Annotated in this window: 18 protein-coding genes; 11 read left to right on the top strand and 7 right to left on the bottom strand. The window is 68.2% G+C overall.

Features of this window, described 5'->3' with window-relative positions; translation table 11 throughout:
* The first annotated feature begins 139 nt into the window (after window positions 1-139).
* The 3 genes from AC1DWC_RS19775 (at window position 140) to AC1DWC_RS19765 (ending at window position 2,071) form a co-directional block, all read left to right on the top strand.
* The gene (locus tag AC1DWC_RS19775; RefSeq protein ID WP_477910755.1) at window positions 140-1,159 is read left to right on the top strand and encodes a hypothetical protein; all 1,020 of its coding nucleotides are present in this window, start codon (window positions 140-142) and stop codon (window positions 1,157-1,159) included.
* A 334-nt stretch (window positions 1,160-1,493) separates the two neighbouring features.
* Window positions 1,494-1,733, top strand: coding sequence for a hypothetical protein (locus AC1DWC_RS19770; protein ID WP_477910753.1), 240 nt, complete (start codon window positions 1,494-1,496; stop codon window positions 1,731-1,733).
* Between the two features lie 95 nt (window positions 1,734-1,828).
* Window positions 1,829-2,071: a hypothetical protein gene (locus AC1DWC_RS19765; RefSeq protein ID WP_477910751.1), complete on the top strand. Its 243-nt coding sequence runs from the start codon at window positions 1,829-1,831 to the stop codon at window positions 2,069-2,071.
* A 517-nt stretch (window positions 2,072-2,588) separates the two neighbouring features.
* On the opposite strand, the gene AC1DWC_RS19760 is transcribed toward AC1DWC_RS19765, so the two are convergent.
* Window positions 2,589-3,884: an MFS transporter gene (locus tag AC1DWC_RS19760; RefSeq protein ID WP_477910749.1), complete on the bottom strand. Its 1,296-nt coding sequence runs from the start codon at window positions 3,882-3,884 to the stop codon at window positions 2,589-2,591.
* 123 nt (window positions 3,885-4,007) lie between these two features.
* Between AC1DWC_RS19760 and AC1DWC_RS19755 the strand changes: the two genes are divergently transcribed.
* Window positions 4,008-4,976: a LysR family transcriptional regulator gene (locus AC1DWC_RS19755; protein ID WP_477910748.1), complete on the top strand. Its 969-nt coding sequence runs from the start codon at window positions 4,008-4,010 to the stop codon at window positions 4,974-4,976.
* 17 nt (window positions 4,977-4,993) lie between these two features.
* Here AC1DWC_RS19755 and AC1DWC_RS19750 read toward each other — a convergent pair whose 3' ends face one another.
* On the bottom strand, window positions 4,994-6,592 hold the full coding sequence (locus AC1DWC_RS19750) for a Na+/H+ antiporter (RefSeq protein WP_477910747.1): 1,599 nt from the start codon (window positions 6,590-6,592) through the stop codon (window positions 4,994-4,996).
* Window positions 6,593-6,658: 66 nt separating this feature from the next.
* On the opposite strand from AC1DWC_RS19750, the gene AC1DWC_RS19745 reads away from it, so the two are divergent.
* Entirely contained in the window at window positions 6,659-6,988 is a 330-nt protein-coding gene (locus AC1DWC_RS19745; protein WP_477641509.1) for a UBP-type zinc finger domain-containing protein, read from the top strand.
* 96 nt (window positions 6,989-7,084) lie between these two features.
* The gene (locus AC1DWC_RS19740) at window positions 7,085-7,564 is read left to right on the top strand and encodes a hypothetical protein (protein ID WP_477910746.1); all 480 of its coding nucleotides are present in this window, start codon (window positions 7,085-7,087) and stop codon (window positions 7,562-7,564) included.
* Between the two features lie 15 nt (window positions 7,565-7,579).
* Here AC1DWC_RS19740 and AC1DWC_RS19735 read toward each other — a convergent pair whose 3' ends face one another.
* Window positions 7,580-7,942 (bottom strand): hypothetical protein, encoded by a 363-nt coding sequence (locus AC1DWC_RS19735; RefSeq protein WP_477910744.1) that lies wholly within the window; start codon window positions 7,940-7,942, stop codon window positions 7,580-7,582.
* 155 nt (window positions 7,943-8,097) lie between these two features.
* Here AC1DWC_RS19735 and AC1DWC_RS19730 point away from each other — a divergent pair, with 155 nt between their 5' ends.
* On the top strand, window positions 8,098-8,655 hold the full coding sequence (locus AC1DWC_RS19730; protein WP_477910742.1) for a TIGR03086 family metal-binding protein: 558 nt from the start codon (window positions 8,098-8,100) through the stop codon (window positions 8,653-8,655).
* Window positions 8,656-8,804: 149 nt separating this feature from the next.
* On the opposite strand, the gene AC1DWC_RS19725 is transcribed toward AC1DWC_RS19730, so the two are convergent.
* The 3 genes from AC1DWC_RS19725 to AC1DWC_RS19715 form a co-directional block, all read right to left on the bottom strand.
* Entirely contained in the window at window positions 8,805-9,968 is a 1,164-nt protein-coding gene (locus tag AC1DWC_RS19725; protein ID WP_477910740.1) for a 3-ketosteroid-9-alpha-monooxygenase, oxygenase component, read from the bottom strand.
* Window positions 9,969-9,975: 7 nt separating this feature from the next.
* On the bottom strand, window positions 9,976-10,605 hold the full coding sequence (locus tag AC1DWC_RS19720; protein WP_477910738.1) for a hypothetical protein: 630 nt from the start codon (window positions 10,603-10,605) through the stop codon (window positions 9,976-9,978).
* A gap of 86 nt (window positions 10,606-10,691) precedes the next feature.
* Entirely contained in the window at window positions 10,692-12,329 is a 1,638-nt protein-coding gene (locus tag AC1DWC_RS19715) for an amidohydrolase (RefSeq protein ID WP_477910736.1), read from the bottom strand.
* A 236-nt stretch (window positions 12,330-12,565) separates the two neighbouring features.
* Here AC1DWC_RS19715 and AC1DWC_RS19710 point away from each other — a divergent pair, with 236 nt between their 5' ends.
* Together AC1DWC_RS19710 and AC1DWC_RS19705 are read left to right on the top strand one after the other, a co-directional pair.
* Complete coding sequence (locus tag AC1DWC_RS19710; RefSeq protein WP_477910734.1) at window positions 12,566-12,985, top strand: hypothetical protein; 420 nt, start codon at window positions 12,566-12,568, stop codon at window positions 12,983-12,985.
* Between the two features lie 153 nt (window positions 12,986-13,138).
* Window positions 13,139-13,876, top strand: coding sequence for a polyprenol monophosphomannose synthase (locus AC1DWC_RS19705; RefSeq protein WP_477837788.1), 738 nt, complete (start codon window positions 13,139-13,141; stop codon window positions 13,874-13,876).
* Window positions 13,877-13,965: 89 nt separating this feature from the next.
* Here the strand turns inward: AC1DWC_RS19705 and AC1DWC_RS19700 are convergent, their stop codons facing one another.
* Complete coding sequence (locus AC1DWC_RS19700; protein WP_477910732.1) at window positions 13,966-14,598, bottom strand: TetR/AcrR family transcriptional regulator; 633 nt, start codon at window positions 14,596-14,598, stop codon at window positions 13,966-13,968.
* Between the two features lie 116 nt (window positions 14,599-14,714).
* On the opposite strand from AC1DWC_RS19700, the gene AC1DWC_RS19695 reads away from it, so the two are divergent.
* Both AC1DWC_RS19695 and AC1DWC_RS19690 read left to right on the top strand, forming a co-directional pair.
* Window positions 14,715-16,514 (top strand): acyl-CoA dehydrogenase, encoded by a 1,800-nt coding sequence (locus AC1DWC_RS19695; protein WP_477910730.1) that lies wholly within the window; start codon window positions 14,715-14,717, stop codon window positions 16,512-16,514.
* 117 nt (window positions 16,515-16,631) lie between these two features.
* Window positions 16,632-17,447 (top strand): SDR family oxidoreductase, encoded by an 816-nt coding sequence (locus AC1DWC_RS19690; protein ID WP_477910728.1) that lies wholly within the window; start codon window positions 16,632-16,634, stop codon window positions 17,445-17,447.
* The last annotated feature ends 46 nt before the right edge of the window (window positions 17,448-17,493 follow it).

Here is a 17,493-nt window from a genome sequence, read left to right as displayed (position 1 = left end):
ACTTCATGAGTAATTGCCGTGGAAGACCCTGAAAATCACAGGTCGATTCGGACAAGCTGATCCGGAACCTACAGCCGCCGAGCCGAGAGTTGTTGTCGCAGGACACAGGTATGCGATGGTCGTCCGGTAGCGTCCATTTATGGACTTGGTCGCACTCACTCTCGGATCACCCCGCGGCCGCTTCCTGTGCGCGAACGTCGCGTACATGTGCAGCACGGACGAGCAAGCGACCCGCTACGGCCGGCCACGGTCGCCCGAAGATGCGCGCGAAGTGATCGAAGCAGTCGACGTCGCGGCGGTGGCCGAGCTGTCGGAGATGGACCTGCTCGACGCATTCGGGCACGCCACGGACGTCGCGCGATACTGGCAGCCACCAGACGAGGAAGACGTGATGTTCGCCCGCCCGGACATCGCGGCGTCCCTGCATCCGATCGCCACCGCTGTCCTTGCCTCCCGGCACGCAGCGTGGTGGGGCGAGCCTGTGGACCACGACAGTCAGCGCATGGTCGCGCATCCACCGGCGCGTGTCCAGTGGCCGGAATCGACTGCGCCATATCGGCGTTCGGAATCTGATCTCGACCAGTGGCGAGAGCACGTCCTGAAGCAGGAGGCGTGGTTTCGAGAGCATCGATCTGCCCATCCTGCCCGCAGTGTGGACGGCGAGTGGTGGTCCACACCGGCGACCAGCAACACCCTTGTCACCAGCAGGGCGCGAGGCGGCATCGGCGCACTGGAGCTGCTGCTGGAAGAGGATTCATCCGGCGGAGGTGAAGCCCGCGTGTGGCCCGTCAGCATCCGCAACTCGCCTCGGGTGTACGAGATCTCGAATCCGACGGACTGGGCGGCCCTGGTCGACGCGTACCCGCTGGCCGTGCCTGAGTCGAGGCGTTCCGTCTGGTTCGAGACGACGGGCGAGTATCGCGACTGGTTCATCCCCGACTGGGCCGCGGTGGCTGAGGACTACGACGCAGCGCATCTCAGCCTGCACGGGTACCTGTCGACGCCCGGTATCGCAATCCCCTTGTCCGAGAACGCGGGTGCGACCGTGCTGGCCGGTTGGGATCCCGACACCACTTGGTGGTTTGGCGACGATGCCGCCTTCATTGACGACGAGCCGAGCCTGTGGCGCCGCCAGGATGGACGCTGGGAAAAGGTCTAGATATCTCGAGAATAATTGATACGCATTAATATGCAGGGCTCTGCTTGGAAGTAGGTTGGTTGTCGGTCGGCCAATTGCCTGTCCTGTCTGCCCAGTCCCAGGCTCGGCAACCCGCCCGGGACCACCGAGCGCACTCGCCGGCCGATTGACGCGCAGTTCCCGACACGAGCACGCCCCGAATGTTCGAGGCGCTCGTCTTTGAATACTGAGCTGTATAATGTTTTCAACCTATGATTTGGTTTCATGGCCGTCCAGCCGTGCGACTTCCAACCCACATGAAAGACAGGCCGCGTCGGGGATGTCCGTTCGGCCTGGACCGGAGAAGGAGGCGTACGTGATTGGCACGACCCGCAACTACGGCATCACCACGAACGGGCCCACGAACCTCGCCGTGAACCGTCATGACTTGCCTCAGAACCTCACTGCCGAGCAGGAGATCTGCAAGATGCTCGAGGTGGCTGATGCGTTGGCGAGGTACGTGGCGGCCGTGCTGGCCAACACGGAGCAGGCGCGTGAGGTTGCGGCAGGCCTGCGGTCGGAGGTTCCCCACGGATGGTGGGCACGGGGTCAATAGGCTTGGCCTGGCGCAGTAAGTGCCAGCTCGTTGTCGCCGGGCTGGGCATCCCGATGGTCGAGTGCCGTCGACAACTGTTGTAGAGGGTCATCCATTTGTCGACGGCTGCAACCAATTACGACCTCGTTCGGGCACCGGCGTTGTCCCAGCCGCGCAGCATGTTGCCGCGCGGCTTTGCCGGCGCGTCGCCCGGCGACCTCGCAAATGGCACCCTGTGGGTGCGCGAAGTCGCCGGGCCGACCGGGCGGGAGGTCGCGCTACGCGGCGACGTGCGTCAGGGGACGACGACCTCCGTCGAAGCCGGAATGCTCGGGCGGTCGGTCCGCATGGTGAGCTGAACCCGTCCCGGGCCCGTACCGACCTGCACGACCATCGGCCGGGAACTCGTGTTGGCGGCGGGTACGTACCGACTCACCGTGCCGCTTTGACCGGTGTCGAGGTTCCGCCAATCGACGACCGCAGTTACGTCGCAGGCCAGGACGGTCGGCGCCCACTCGCCCAAAGGCGAGAAGCCCTGCGCGACTCGCAATTCGACGGAATGGACAGCCCCCGGCACCTCGGAGTACTTCCCCAGGGGTCCGTCGAACGCTGTCCCGGAGGCGGTCAGCATGCCGGCGCAGATGCCGTTTCCCAGCGTCCACACCGGGGCCATGTTGACGGGCGCCTGGGCGCACGTTCGTGGTCCTACGTTCGACCAGCCGAGCTGGCAGGGGTCGGCCGCGTCGGTGGCGCCGGCTGCGCCTGGCGCCGTAACGACCATCGCGGCGCCGATGAGCGCGGTAACTGTGGCCGAGGCAGTTCTATGTGTAATTGACATGTCCTGAGCATCGTGCGGTGCCCCGTGTTCATTACGCCTCAACCCTGTATTGCTGAATCGTGCGAATTGGCGGTCCGAAGCGGCGGCGCGGGTGCCTCAGGCGCGATCACCGCGCGAGCTGGGCGGCGTTCGCGCATCTGGGTCCGCTTGGGCAGCAGGAGCGGGGTGGCGAGCAGGAGAACGCCAGACATGGTGATCGCGGCCAGCGGGCTGGTGAGTGTGGCGAGGGCGCCCCAGGTCACCATCAGGATGGCCTGGGCGAGCTTGCTGCTGACACTCCATGCAGTCAGCACTCTGGCGGCGTGATCGGCGGGGGTGCGTTGCAGGCGTTCTGTCGCGTTGATGGGGTTGAAGATGCCCATGCAGGTGATCAGCAGGCCCTCGACGACGATCACCGTGAGGAGTCCGGCTATGCCGGGTTGGGTGAAGGCGAGTCCGAGCGGGAAGATCGAGCGCAGCCAGCCGGAGACGGTCATGACCCGGTGCCGGCCGTAGCGGGCGACCAGGCGCGCGGAGAGGCGGGCGCCCGCGAACCCGCCGAGGGCAGGGATTCCGAAGGCGAGACCGTATTGCCAAGCGGGGAAGTGGTATTCGCCCAGTAGGAGGACGGCCAGGAGCGGGACGGTGGCCATGATCAGGCCGCTGACTGTCACCGAGTTGAGGAACAGTCGCCGTAGGACGCGGTCGTGGAGGATGAATCGCCAGCCGTCCAGAAGGTCGGTGGCACGCAGCCTGGCGGCCGGGTCGCGGGGCGTTGCGACATCGTCTCCACGGATGCGGCGGACCCCGAGTGCGGACAGCAGAAAGCTGAGGGCGTCGACGGCGACGGTGACGACCGGGCCGAGCAGCCCGAGGAGGGCGCCGCCGAGGGGCGGGCCGGCCGCGGTCGCCACCCAGCTCGTGCCTTCGAATCGTCCGTTCGCGACCAGGAGGTGATCGCTGCGGACGAGGTGCTTCAGGTACGCGCCGGAGGCGGCGGTGAAGACGATGCTCGAGGCTCCGGAGATGACCGAGACGACCAGCAGTTGGCCGTAGGTCAGCAAGCCGACGAAGTACGCGATCGGAATGCTCGCCATCGCGAGGAACCGGGCCAGGTCCGTCGAGACCATCACCGGCCGTTTGGCCCGGTGTTCGACCCACGGCCCGAGCGGGACCGCCACGATCGCCGCGACGGCGAGCCCGGCCGCCTCGAGGAGCGAGACGGCGAATGCCGGCGAGTGCAGCACCTGCACCGCGATGAGCGGGAACGCTCCGAAGGCGATCCACGTGCCGTAGGTGCTGACGGCGTAGGCCGACCACAGCCAGCCGAAGCTGCGTCCCAACTGCACGCGCACGCGGCTCCTTTCCAACAACCGATGTTTGGGTCTGCCGAATCACATCAGCGGTACCGGCTCGGGATCAAACAACTGTTTCCCGGCGAGCCACAACGAACAGTTGGGCATGCATAGGCTGAGCCGATGGACACCGAGGCAGTGCGATCGTTTGTCCGGGCGGCCGAGCTCGGACAGCTGCAGCACGCGGCCAACGAGCTGGGCGTGACGCAACAGGCCGTCTCCAAGCGGATCGCGACGCTGGAGCGGGAGCTCGAGGTCCGCTTGTTCACCCGTACCGCCCGGGGGGTCGAGCTGACTCTCGACGGCCAGGCCTTTCTTCCTCACGCACGAAGCATCGTCACGGGTGTCGATCGCGCCGTCGCCGCGATCAGGCCGGGCTCGCGGGCCCTTCGGATCGACGTCCTCGGTCTGCGGTCCGCGCAGGCCGTCGTCCTGCACGACTACTGGCGGTCGCATCCCGGAACCGACCTCGACGTGGTGACCCTCAAGGTCAACGACCCACACGTGGCGGTCGCCGCCGTCGAGGCCGGCGACATCGACGCCTCGTTCCGCACGGTCACCGATCCGGCCACGCTGCCGCGCGACGTGCAGATGATCCACGCGTTCGACTCACCGCTGGAACTCCTTGTCGGCCCGAGGCATCCCCTTGCCTCCGCACGAACACTGACGCCGCCACAGCTGCGCCGGCATCGGATCTGGGTGCCGGGTATCGCGCCGCGCACCGAATGGGCGGAGTTCTACGACCAGCTCGTCACCGAATTCGACCTCAGCATCGACGCGGCCGGCCCGCACTTCGGCGACGAGGTACTCCTGGACACCCTCGCGGACTCCGCAGACGTGGCCACCCTTGTCGGGGCACGCGATCGGTACATCTGGCCGACGAACCACGACCTACGCCGCATCCCCATCGTGAATCCGACACTCGCATACCCGCTTTCGCTGATCCTCCCCAGGTTGAATCCACACCCGGGGCTTCGGGCGATCGTCAACCACTTCGGAGGCCTCGCACCGCTTCCGGAGACGACCTGGCGCCCGTCCTGGGCCACGACCCCGCGCCGAATCGACGGCGATACCGCATCGCGCCGCCTCTGACTCTGACGATCCGGGACCTACTCCCGGTTCAGGGTCGCCTCCTCCAGGTCGAGTTCGCGCAGCACCTGCCGCAGTACCTCGTCGTCGATTCGTCCGTTGTCCCGCTCTGCGATGAAGATGCCTCGCTCGGTATCCAGCATCTGCAGACGCAGTGCGCGGAACGCGGCGGACGGGCTCTCGCCCAACTCGGCCTCACTGCGCCCGAGCCGCTCCCATGCCGCGTGGGCGCGGTGCTCACTCCAGGTACGCAGGATCTCCGCGGCCCGCTCCCGGACGGCGGCGGGGTCCCCGTCGGCGTTTGCGACCAGGCTGTCAAGCACCTCCGTTGCGGCCCGTGCGGCCTTGTCCTGTGCGGCGGCCAGGGCCAGCGCGTCCTTGCGGCGTTCTTCTTCGTTGTCGACCCCCAGCCGGGTGATCAGCCACGGCAGGGTCAACCCGTGCAGGAGCAGGGTGCCGACCACGACGACGAAGGTGATGAACAGGATCATGTCGCGCTCAGGGAATGGGTCGCCCGAATTGACGGTCAGCGGGATCGCGAATGCGGCAGCAAGTGAGACCACACCGCGCATTCCGGACCACGCGACCACGAACACCCCACGGGGAGGCGGTGCCGGCTCCCGCTCGCGGATCCGCGCGGACAGCAGACGGGGGAGGTAGGTCGCGGGGTAGACCCACAGCAGCCGGACGGCGATGACCGCGACGAGCACGGCGACGGAGGCGCCGACGACTTGTTCCACACTGCGGCCGTGGAGCCCTTGTACGACGCTCGGCAGTTGCAGTCCGATCAGCAGGAAGACGAACGATTCGAGGACGACATCGACGGCCTTCCACACCGCCGTGTCCTGCAGGCGGGTCGCGTACCCGGCGCGGGTCGACCGCTGGCCCAGATACAGGCCGGCGACAACGACCGCGATCACGCCGGAACTGTGCACCTCCTCGGCCGCCAGGTACGCGACGAATGGGACCAGGAGCCCGATCCCGCTCTCCATCACCGGATCCGAGAGCCGCGAACGGATCGCCGCCACGACGATTCCCACACCGATGCCGATCAGCGTGCCGCCGACCGCGGCGCCGAGGAAGGTGCGTACCCCCTCCGCCAGGGTCACGCCGGTGCCGACCGCAGCCGCGAGTGCGACACGGTACGCGGTGAGCGCGGTCGCGTCGTTGAGCAGGCTTTCGCCGCCGAGCAGTGTCATGATCCGTCGGGGCAGGCCGAGACGCCGTCCGATCGCGCTGGCGGACACCGCATCCGGCGGGGCCACGACCGCCCCGAGTACCAGCGCGGCGGCCAACGGAAACTGGGGAATGGTGAGGTACGCGACGACCCCGACAACGGCGGTGGTTGCCAGCGGCAGCCCGACCGCGAGCAGCCCGATCGAGCGCGCATTACGGCGCATCGCAAGCGAGGAACTGTCGAGCGCGGCCGAGTAGAGCAGTGGCGGTAGTACTGCGTACAACACGAGATCGGGATCGAGTGCGGTGTCGGGGAGTCCGGGGATCTGCGACCCGGCCAGTCCGACCGGGACCAGCAGCAGCGGCGCCGACCAGTTCAAGCGCCGCGCTACGGCGGCGGTGAGCAACGCCGCCACCGCGACGGCGAGCAGGGCCACGTTCACGGCGGTCTCCGTCCAGGCGGTCGGATGTGTGGATATCCCACCCTGCAGCATGCAGGATGGGAGGTGATGAAGAGAGTTCTGCGACGCGCGGCTGACCGCATCCGAGCGGGATCCCCGGGTCCGGCCACCGCCGGGTCCTGCGACGAACTCGCCGCGGCCACCGGACCGGACCCTGAGCCGCGCACGCCCGGCCTCTGCGAGGAATGCGCGGCGCTCGGTGAGCAGAACTGGGCGCACCTGCGGATCTGTCTCACCTGCGGCCACGTCGGATGTTGCGACTCGAGTCCCCACCGGCACGCGACCGCGCATTTCGAGCAGACGGGACACCCCGTCATGCGCTCGCACGAGCCGGGCGAGGCGTGGCGTTGGTGCTACCGGCACGCCGAGATGGGCTGACCCTGGACGCCCACCACGACGCGTGGTGTGCTGGAGATGTCACCTCCCCCGGCCTTCAGGACCGGAGCGGATCATCCCAGTGTCAAGGAAGCCGCCATGACCACGATCCATCTCCACCAGACGACCACCGCGACGCCCGAGCAGGTCCTTGCCGGTCTCACCGACTTCGGGCCGGGTCGCGAGGAAATCTTCGGCAACAGCGCAGACAGCTACCTCAAGGTGCATCACGAGGGCCCCCATGACGCCGATGTCACGGAGGGCTCGAACGGTATCTGGGAAACCCTGCACTACGACTGGACCGACCCCCATCGCGTCGTGATGAGGACCACCGACTCCAACCTGTGGGGTGGTGCCTCGGGCCACACCTACACCCTCACTCAGCAGCCCACAGGTGAGACCGAGGTGGATGCAGTCATCGTCCGCGACGGCAAGAACCTCAGGGGACGGCTTCTCGCGGGCGTGCTCGGAGTCTTCGGCACCCGTGTCCTGGGAAAGCCGTTCAGGAAGTCCGTCGAGGCCATCGAAGCTCGCAACGGCGGCGCGAGCGGAAAGAACACGCAGACGCCAGAAGGGTGAGCCTGGTGGCCCGAATCAAGTGGTGGGCAGGCTGACGACGAAGTCATGGGCCTCGCGGGCGGCCTGGCGCCACGTGTTCAAGGTCCCGTCGATGTCGTCATCGTCGACGGGGAAAGCCACCCATTCCTTCATGGTTCGTTTGCCCATCGTGACTTCATGAGCGGTTCCGGCGCCGAGGACTTCCAGGGCGCGCGGGCGGGGAAGTTTGACGATCAGGCGTCGGTCATGGCCGAGGAAGGCGAAGATCTTGCCGGCGACGCGCAGTCCTGGACTGCGGAACATCGTGCCGAAGCCGACGGCGGGGTCGTGGAGGTACTCGGCAGCGAGTGCGTCGAGCAGCGCCCGTGCCGGATCAGACCTACCTGCATCCTCACGCATGTGCTTCTCCTGGAGGGTGTTTCGGCGGAGGGCGCCCCTGGGTGTCGGAGGCCTTCCTTGATCTCGATGCCCGACCGCAATTGCCGGCTACGAATCCAGTTCTGCTGGTCGGCTGTCTCCACCTTCAAGTATGCGTGCGCCCCTAGGAGGTCCTGATGATCCAGCAGCGTGTCGACGATCTGATCGGTGCCGTCGCCATCACGGACGCCATCGTCGCGGGGGTTCGCGAGGGCCAGTGGAGTGGGGAAACGCCATGCGAGTCGTGGTCGACCGATGACGTTGCTCGACACCTCGTCGAATCCCTGACCAGGTACGCGGACGCGTTCGGCGCGGCGCCGGACGAGACCGACAGCGGAACCGATGCCAGTCGGCTCGAGGCCTTCCGGAGGGCGGCCGCCCGGTTGGTTGCCGGCGTGAGTGCGCCAGGAGCGGCGGACAAGACTGTCACCGTCCCCTTCGGGTCGGTACCCGCGGCGGTCGCGTTGGGGTTGGGTGCGGTGGAGGTTCTCGTGCACGGCTGGGACATCGCGACGGCCACGGGGCAGGCCGTCGAGTGGGACGACGGGATCGCCGAGCGCGCGTGGCGGTTCTCCGCGGCTGCTGTCGACTCGATACCCGAGGGCAGGTCACCTTTTGCGCGGCCTCAGCCCGTCGCACCGACCGCGCCACCGATCTACCGGCTCGTGGCACTCCTGGGACGCAAACCCGACTGAGCGATCCCGGACCACCCATCCGATCGCAGACAACACGCAGCTGGCAGGCCGCCGCAACGGCCTGCCAGCTGCAGCACCGCGCCGATCACCGGAACGGGGCTGAGCACGATCGCCAACGCCGCCTGAGGCGCGGAATCATCCCGGTGGAGTCAGGCGTCCACCCGCACCGGCGTGACACCGTTCGCGACGTTCTCGGCCACCTCCTCCTCCCAGCTCTTGACGGCCCGGTCGGTGTCGATCTCGAACTCGAACCGCGCGGTCATGTCCTCGGTGACGTCCTCGACGTCCACGTAGAACTGCTTGTACCAACGGCGCAGCTGGTAGACGGGGCCGTCCTCCTCGGAGAGCAGCGGGTTGTCGATGGGCGACTTGTTCTTCCAGATCTCGACATCCTGCTCGAAGCCGACCTCGACACCCTCCGCGAACTGCTTGACCAGATCCGCGGCATCCTCGTCGGACATGTCCTGGGGCTTCTTGACCATCGCGCCGTACTGCAGCACGAAGGAGTTGTCGGAGACCGGGTAGTGGCAGTTGATGAGCACCGTCTCGATGGTCGAGCCCTGCGTGTCGCTGAACAGCCAGTCGATCATGTACGACGGACCGAAGTACGAGGCGTCCGACCGGAGGCTGGAGTTCGGGTCGTCGTAGCTGGTGCCCACCGAGACATCGTGCCGCGGAGTCGAATTCATGTACTGGGTCGCGACGTGTCCCTCGAAGACGTTCTTGAAGTAGCGGGGCAAGGCGTAGTGCACGTAGAAGAAGTGCGCCATGTCCACCACGTTGTCGACGATCTCGCGGCAGTGCGAGCCCTCCACCAGCAACGTCTTCCACGTCCAGTCGGTCCACTCGTCGGTGCCGTAGCCCTCGATCTCCGGGATCGTCACCTCGTCGGTGGGCTTGCTGCCCTGCGGGTCGTGCCAGACGAAGAGCTGACCGTTGCGCTCGAGGGTCGGCCAGGACCGGGTCTTCGCCAGCGGCGGCACCCGGCGCGCGTACGGGATGCCGCTGCACTTGCCGTTGCCGGCCCACCGCCAGTCGTGGAACGGGCAGGCGATCGAGTCACCCTTGACGGTGCCCTGGGCGAGGTTGCCGCCCATGTGCCGGCAGAACGCGTCGAGGACGTTGATCTTGCCGTCGGACTCGGACGCGAAGACCACCAGCGAGGTCCCGAATGCCTTGACCTCGTGAGGCTTGCCGTCCTGGAAGGACTTCAGCAGACCGAGGCAGTGCCAGCCACGGGCGAACCGGGTCGGGGCCGCCGCCGCCTCGATGAACCGGACCTGGTCGGCGTCGGAGTTGGATTGCAGCGTCATCGTGACCTCATCTCTCTCGTGCGTGTTGCACATGGATGTGATGAGGACATGTTCCGTGACGGCGCAGCGGTTTTTGGGGAAGTTGGTGAGTTCTCCCGGTCACCGGGAGGGTCCGACGCAATTGCGGACACCGGCCACCCAGCTGATGGTCGACTAGCTGTCGAAGCCGAGCAGGCCGAGCAGGTCGCCCAGGCCGAAGTCGGCGCTGCCGCCGCCCGGGGTCGGGGTGGGCGTCCCGGTCAGGACCACCCTTCGCGGGCTCGCCGAGCTTGACGTACGGGTTGGTGCTGGCGCCTTCCTTGCACTGCGTGATCACCGCGTAGGTGCCGGCCGGCAGCTCGATGGAGGTGCCGCTGGCCTCGCCGCCGGTGAAGCCGGCGTACTTGATCTCGTCGACCCGGGTGGTCTTGTCGTAGGCCGGGGCGTCGAACGGGAAGATCTGGGCCTCACAGTGGTTCATCGCCTCGGTGGTGGCGATGTTGTGGAGCGCGACGGTGACGGTCGTCGGGCCGGTGGTGACGGTCGAGGAGCCGGTGACCGTTGCCGAGCCGAGGGCCGGGTTCGCGATCAGCGCGAGAGCCGAGAATCCTGCGATGACACCGGCGCCGACGACGCGCCGCTCGAGCGATGAAGCCATGTGATTCGCCTGGGCGGTAGGTCCGGTGTGCCCGGAAGGTGTGCCCGGATTGCCCCTCCGGGCCTTTCGCCCCGTCCGGGGCGGGACTACCCGAGCCGGCCGTAGACCGTCCGACCGCCGAAGACGGTGGCGACCACCTGTAGGTCCGCGAGGGTGGCCGGATCCACCTCTAGCGGGTTTCCCGAGAGGACGACGAGGTCCGCGTGCGCGCCGGGGAAGAGGGAGCCGACGACGTCCTCGCTCTGCAGCTGCCAGGCCGCGTTCACGGTCTGGGCGCGCAGCGCCGCGTCCACCGGGATCCGTTCCTCCGGGCCGACGACCCGACCGCTGGGCGAGAGCCGGTTGACGGCGTCGTGGATGTTCCGCAGCGGGTTCGCGGGGGTGACCGGACCGTCGTTGTGGAACGAGAACCGCTGGCCGGCCGCCAGCGCGGAACCGGCTGCGGCCCAGGTGCTCCCGTGTTCGGGGCCGAACAGGTCGTCGACCAGGACGTCGCCCCAGTAGTGCAGGTGGTCGACGAAGATGCTGACCGTCACACCCAGCTCGGTGGCGCGGCGGAACTGGTCGGGTCGCATCGCGCCGACGTGCTCGAGGCGCAGTCGGTGGTCGTCGCGCGGATTCTCCCGGAGCATCTGCTCCCACGCGTCGAGCACCATCGTGATCGCGTCGTCGCCGTGGGCGTGACAGGCGATCTGCCAGCCCTTGCCGAAGTAGGCGGCACTGATGTCGTGGATCTGTTCGCCGGTGTAGTTGGCGTGGCCGTGGGTGCAGGCGATGCCGAGCGCGCGGGTGGCGGCGGTGTCCAGGTACGGGAAGCTGGTGGCGACGTTGCCGACCCAGGGCGACCCGTCCGACCAGACCTTGATGCCGACCTGACGCACCAGGTCGTCGCCCTCGCCCGGAGTGGCGTCGGTGGTGCGTTCGGGGTTGGACATCTCGTACAGGCGCAGCCGCGTCGTCAGGGCGCCGGTGGCGGCGATTGCGTTGAGGGTCTGTCGCATTCGCGGGTCGAACGACATCTCGCCGATCGTGGTGATCCCGGCGGCGTTCAGGCGCGCGCACTCCGCGACCACCAGCGCGGGGAAGTCGTCTCCGGCGGTCATCGCGGGCCCCGCGACCGCGAAGACGGCCGGCGTCTCGTAGGCGGCGCCGTCTAGTTCGCCTGCCGCGTCCCGGCCGTACGAGCCGCCCACCGGGTCCGGGGTGTCTCGATCGACCCCGGCGGCCGTCGCGGCGGCGGTGTTGAAGTAGGCGACGTGGCCGGAGTTGTGCATGATCACCAGCGGGTGCTCCGGCGCGACCGCATCGAGCCAGTCGCGATTGGGATCGGGTAACCCCTTCTGCAACAGTGGATCCCAGCCGTTGAGGGAAGCGCCGGCGGCACCTGCGGTGCGGACCGCGTCGTGGACGGCGCGCACGACGTCGTCGGCGTCGGGCATCGTGACCGGCCGGATGTCGACGACGGCCGGGCCCAGCACGATCGCCTCCTCGAGGGGATGTCCGTGCGGTTCGACGAATCCGGGCAGGACGCAGGCCGCGCCGACGTCGACGGTGGTGGTGGCGGGTCCGATCAGTGTCTCGACCTCGGCGCGTTCCCCGACGGCCGCGATCCTGCCGTCGCGCACCGCCACCGCCCGCGCCCGCGGCCGCGCGTCGTCCATGGTGACGACGTCGCCGAACAGCACCAGGTCGGCGGGTGCGGCATCGGTCCGGTTGCTGTGCATGGCGGCCTCGTCTCGTGTCGCGTCGGCGGTCGGTCCCCCCGGTTCGGTTCGACGCTATCGCCTCCGCGACGGCCGCGGCCTCGCTTGCGTGTGTAACCCCGTCCTCTCCCCCAGCGATGTGCATTGTGTCGATGCCATTCGTTGCCCCGCACCGATCGCCTTTCCGAGGGCGATCGGTGCGGGCCTCACGCTTGAGTGGACACGCCGCCCGAACGCCCGTCGAGGAGAGGTCTGACATGAGCACCAGCACCCGCCGCACCGCCCGGTTCGCCGCGACCGCCGCCGTCGCCGCCACCGCCCTCCTGGGGGCAGCAGGGACCGCTGCGGCGGACGAGTGGCCGACGACGCCTCCGTACCCCAGCCCGACCGCCCCGTACGACGCCCTACCCGATGAGTTCCTGACGCCGACCGACCTCGACTACTGGAACCCCTTCGTCAGCGAGGATCGGCTCACCTCGCCGTTCGGTACCAGTACCCGGATCGTCTGCGAGGCGTTCCACGGGGTCAAGTTGGGCTGCTGGCAGGCCGACCAGAACGGGAACCCGCACAAGCTGGTCATGCTCGCCTACGACTTCCCCGGCTCGACCGGCTCGAACATGCCCGGCGGTGGCCCGGGTCACTTCGTCTACCCGGGATTCATCCCCGGCATCGGGTAGGAGACATCCCACAGGCCGCCCGCCCACCTGGGCCGGAGGCCGCCTGGCTGGCGTGCCGGGATGGGCCCGGTAGTAGGATTTGTGATTTGTTCGCGACCGCACTCGTCGTAGCACCTCACGACAGTCGGGATCACAGATCAAATGAAGGTTGGTATGAACAGCGTCGCCCCGAAGATCACCGTCGTTGTGCCGACCTACAACGAGCGCGACAACCTGCCGAAGATCGTGGACCTGCTCGCGGCGCTCCGGCTCCCGAACCTGCATGTCCTGGTCGTCGACGACAACTCCCCGGACGGCACCGGCGCCGTTGCCGACGCCCTCGCGGCCGACGGCCCGATTCCCGTCGCGGTGCTGCACCGGACCGTCAAGGACGGCCTGGGGCGCGCCTACGTCGCCGGGATGAGCCGGGCGCTGGCCGAGGGTGCGGACATCGTGATCCAGATGGACGCCGACCTCTCGCACCCCACCACGGCGATCCCGGCCATGGTCGAGAAGCTGACGACGACGGACGCCGCGGTGGTGCTCGGGTCGCGGTACGTCGAGGGCGGCGCGGTCGCGAGCGACTGGCCGTGGCACCGCAAGGCGCTGTCGGCGTGGGCGAACTTCTACGTCAACGCCATCCTGCGTCTCGGCGTCAAGGACGCGACCGCGGGCTTCAAGGCGTGGCACGCGCAGACCCTCCGGGCGATCGACGTCGAGTCGGTGCAGTGCAACGGCTACGCCTTCCAGGTGGAGATGAACTACCGCACCGTCCAGCACGGCATGACCATTGCCGAGGTGCCGATCAAGTTCGAGGAGCGCAGCATCGGCGTGTCCAAGATGAGCCTCGGCGTGCAACTCGAGTCCGCGCTGGTGCCGTGGAAGCTGCGGTTCGGCAAGCGCACCAACTGATCGACCACCGCGAACGGGCGGTTACCGGGACAACGGCCGAGAGGCCTCCCCGGTAACCGCCCGTTCGGCATTGTCGGGGCCCGGCATTGTCAGGGCCCGGTGACCATCGCGGTGGCGAGCGCCGCGTAGTGGTCGGCAAGAGTGGCCGGATCCGCCCGCCCGGGCTGGAACCAGCGGGCCACGTCGATGCCCATCGAGAGGATCGCCAGCGCGGCGCTGGACACCTCGGGAACGACGAAGTCCCCACTGTCCACGCCACGCTGAATCTCCTCCCGCACAAAGCGTTCCGTATCGCGACGGATGACCGCGACCGTCTCGTGGTGTTCCGGGGTCAGGGCCGAGAGCTCGTACTGCGCGACCCGGCACATGGTGTGGTAGCGGGCATGCCAGAGGGTGAAGGCTCGCACCAGTTCACGCAGCCGGTCGGCGGGGGCGGTGTGCTCCGCGACCGCGGCACGAATGGCGGTGAGGACCCCCTGGTGACCCACCAGGCTGCACTGGAACAGCACCTGCTCCTTGGTGCTGAAGTGCACGTAGAGCGCGGCGGGGCTCAGGCCGGCGCCCTCGGAGATGTCCCGGGTGGTGGTGCCGTGATAGCCGCGGGTGGCGAAGCAGTCCACTGCGGACGCGATCAGGCGCCGGGCCACGTCCGAGGTGACGTCGGGGAACAGTGCTGCGACGGACTCGTCGAGGCTCGCGGCGGGGGCCGGTCCTGGGGTCATGGCGAAATTCCTCGGTGATCGTGGCGGTGGGTGATCTCTTGACATCATGCACCACGCGGGGATACTAAGTAAGCGCTTAGTAGGACATGTCGACCCGCCGCCGGAAGGACCTCCCCATGACCACGCCCGCCCTCTCGCGTCGAGATCTCGACTTCCTGCTCTACGAGTGGCTCGACGTCACCTCGTTGACCGCCCGGCCGCGGTTCGAGGAGCACTCGAAGGAAACCTTCGACGCGGTGCTGGACCTGTGCGCGGACATGGCGACGAAGCAGTTCGCGCCGCACAACAAGAAGTCCGACGCCAACGAGCCGACCATGCGTCCGGACGGCACCGTCGAGCTGATCCCCGAGGTCAAGGAGGCGCTGGACCTGTTCGGTCGGGCCGGGCTGACCGCCGGACAGTTCGACGACTCCCTCGGCGGCATGCAGTTGCCGACCGTGGTCGCGCGGGCCTCGTTCGCGTGGTTCCAGGCGGCGAACGCGAGCACCTCCTCGTACGCGTTCCTGACCATCGGCAACGCCAACCTCATCGTCGCGCACGGCTCCCAGGAGCTGATCGACACCTACGTGCGCCCGATGCTCGAGGGTCGCTACTTCGGCACCATGTGCCTGTCCGAGCCGCAGGCCGGCTCGTCCCTGGCGGACATCACCACCCGGGCCGAGCTGCAGGAGGACGGCAGCTACCGGCTGACCGGGACCAAGATGTGGATCTCGGGCGGCGACCACGAACTGTCCGAGAACATCGTGCACCTGGTGCTGGCGAAGATCCCGGGCGGGCCGGCCGGCGTCAAGGGGATCTCGCTGTTCGTGGTGCCGAAGGTGCTGCCCGACGGCGAGGGCGGGCTGGGGGAGCGCAACGACGTCACCCTGGTGGGCCTGAACCACAAGATGGGCAACCGCGGCACCACCAACACCCTGCTCAACTTCGGCGACGGCACCCACACGCCGGGCGGCCGGGCGGGCGCGGTCGGCCACCTCGTCGGGGAGCCGAACAAGGGCCTGTCCTACATGTTCCACATGATGAACGAGGCGCGGATCGGAGTCGGATTCCTCGCCATCTCCCTCGGCTACGCCGGGTACCTGCAGTCGGTCGAGTACGCCCGCACCCGGACCCAGGGTCGGGCCGCCGACGACAAGGACCCCGCGTCGCCCCCGGTGCCGCTGATCCGCCACGCGGATGTCCGGCGAATGCTGTTGGCGCAGAAGGCCTACGTCGAGGGCGCGCTGGCGCTCGGCCTGTACTGCTCCAAGCTCGTGGACGAGCAGGACACGGCCACGGACGCCAAGGACTCGGCCCGGGCGACGCTGCTGCTGGACGTGCTGACGCCGATCGCGAAGAGCTGGCCGTCGCAGTGGTGCCTGGAGGCGAACAGCCTCGCGATCCAGGTGCACGGCGGCTACGGCTACACCCGCGACTACGACGTCGAGCAGTTCTACCGCGACAACCGGCTCAACCCGATCCACGAGGGCACGCACGGCGTCCAGGGCCTGGACCTGTTGGGGCGCAAGGTGGTGATGCAGGGCGGGGCCGGCCTGGCGCTGCTGGCCGAGACCATCGGTGCCACGGTCGAGCGCGCCCGCGCCGCGGGTGGTGACGCCGCCGGGTACGCCGACGAGCTGGCGAGTGCGCTCCAGCGACTTGTCGAGACCACCCAACGGCTCTGGGCCGACGGGGATGCCGCTGTGGCACTGGCGAACTCGTCGATCTACCTCGAGGCGGCCGGCCACATCGTCGTCGCCTGGATCTGGCTCGAGCAGGTGCTGGCCGCCGCCGGGGCCGACGGCGACTTCTACGAGGGCAAGCGGCAGGCCGCGCGCTTCTTCTATCGCTACGAGTTGCCCAAGGCGGGCCCGCAACTGGACCTGCTCGACAGCCTCGACCGCACCACTCTGGACATGGAGGCCGCCTGGTTCTGAGTCGGTGGGCCGGGTTCGCGAACGCGTGGACCTGGCCCCGCCAACTATTGAACTTGACGGCGGATTCAACTATACAGGGCTGAGCACTCCGGCGGACGGCGAAAGAAGGGACATCTCATGAAGGTCGCGCAGAAGGTTGCCATCGTCACCGGCGGTGGCGGCGGTATCGGCGGAGCCCTGGTCGCCCGGCTGGCCGCGGACGGAGCGAAGGTGGTGGTCGCGGACCTCGACGAGGCGGCCGCGCGGACGGTCTCCGACAAGGTCAACGCCGCCCACCCCGGCGCCACCGTCAGCGCGGGCGCGGATGTCTCGGACACCGCCCAGATCTCTCGGCTCATTGCCCTCGCGGAGTCCGAGTTCGGCCCGGTGGACATGTACTTCGCGAACGCCGGCATCACCGGGGCGACCGGGCTCGAGGCCGGCGAGAGCGACTGGGACCTGTCGATCGACGTGAACCTGCGCGCGCACATCCGTGCCGCCCAGTTGCTCGTCCCGCAGTGGCTCGATCGGGGCGAGGGCTACTTCGTGAGCACCGCGTCGGCGGCCGGGCTGCTCACCCAGATCGGTTCCGCCACCTACTCGGTGACCAAGCATGCCGCCGTCGGCTTCGCGGAGTGGCTCAATGTCACATACGGCGACCGGGGAATCCGGGTCAGCTGCCTGTGCCCGATGGGCGTGAACACCAAGCTCCTCTACGAGGGGCAGGAATCCGGGGACGCGCTGGGGATGGCGGCCACGCGGGCGGTGACCGCCGCGGGCGACGTGCTCGAACCCGACGCGGTCGCGGACGTGGTGCTCGCCGCCGTCGAGGACGAGCGCTTCCTGATCCTGCCGCACGAGCAGGTGCTCGAGATGTACCGCCACAAGGGCGCGGACTACGACCGGTGGCTGCGCGGGATGCGCCGCTACCAGCGGACCTTGCTCGGCGACTGACCACACTCGCCACCCGACCGAATTTTCCTTCCATCCAAAGGAGTTC

It is taken from the genome of Rhodococcus sp. P4_C10, assembly GCF_056402135.1.
The sequence above is the reverse complement of the archived record's forward strand: the minus strand, read 5'-3'. Positions and strand labels throughout refer to the sequence as shown.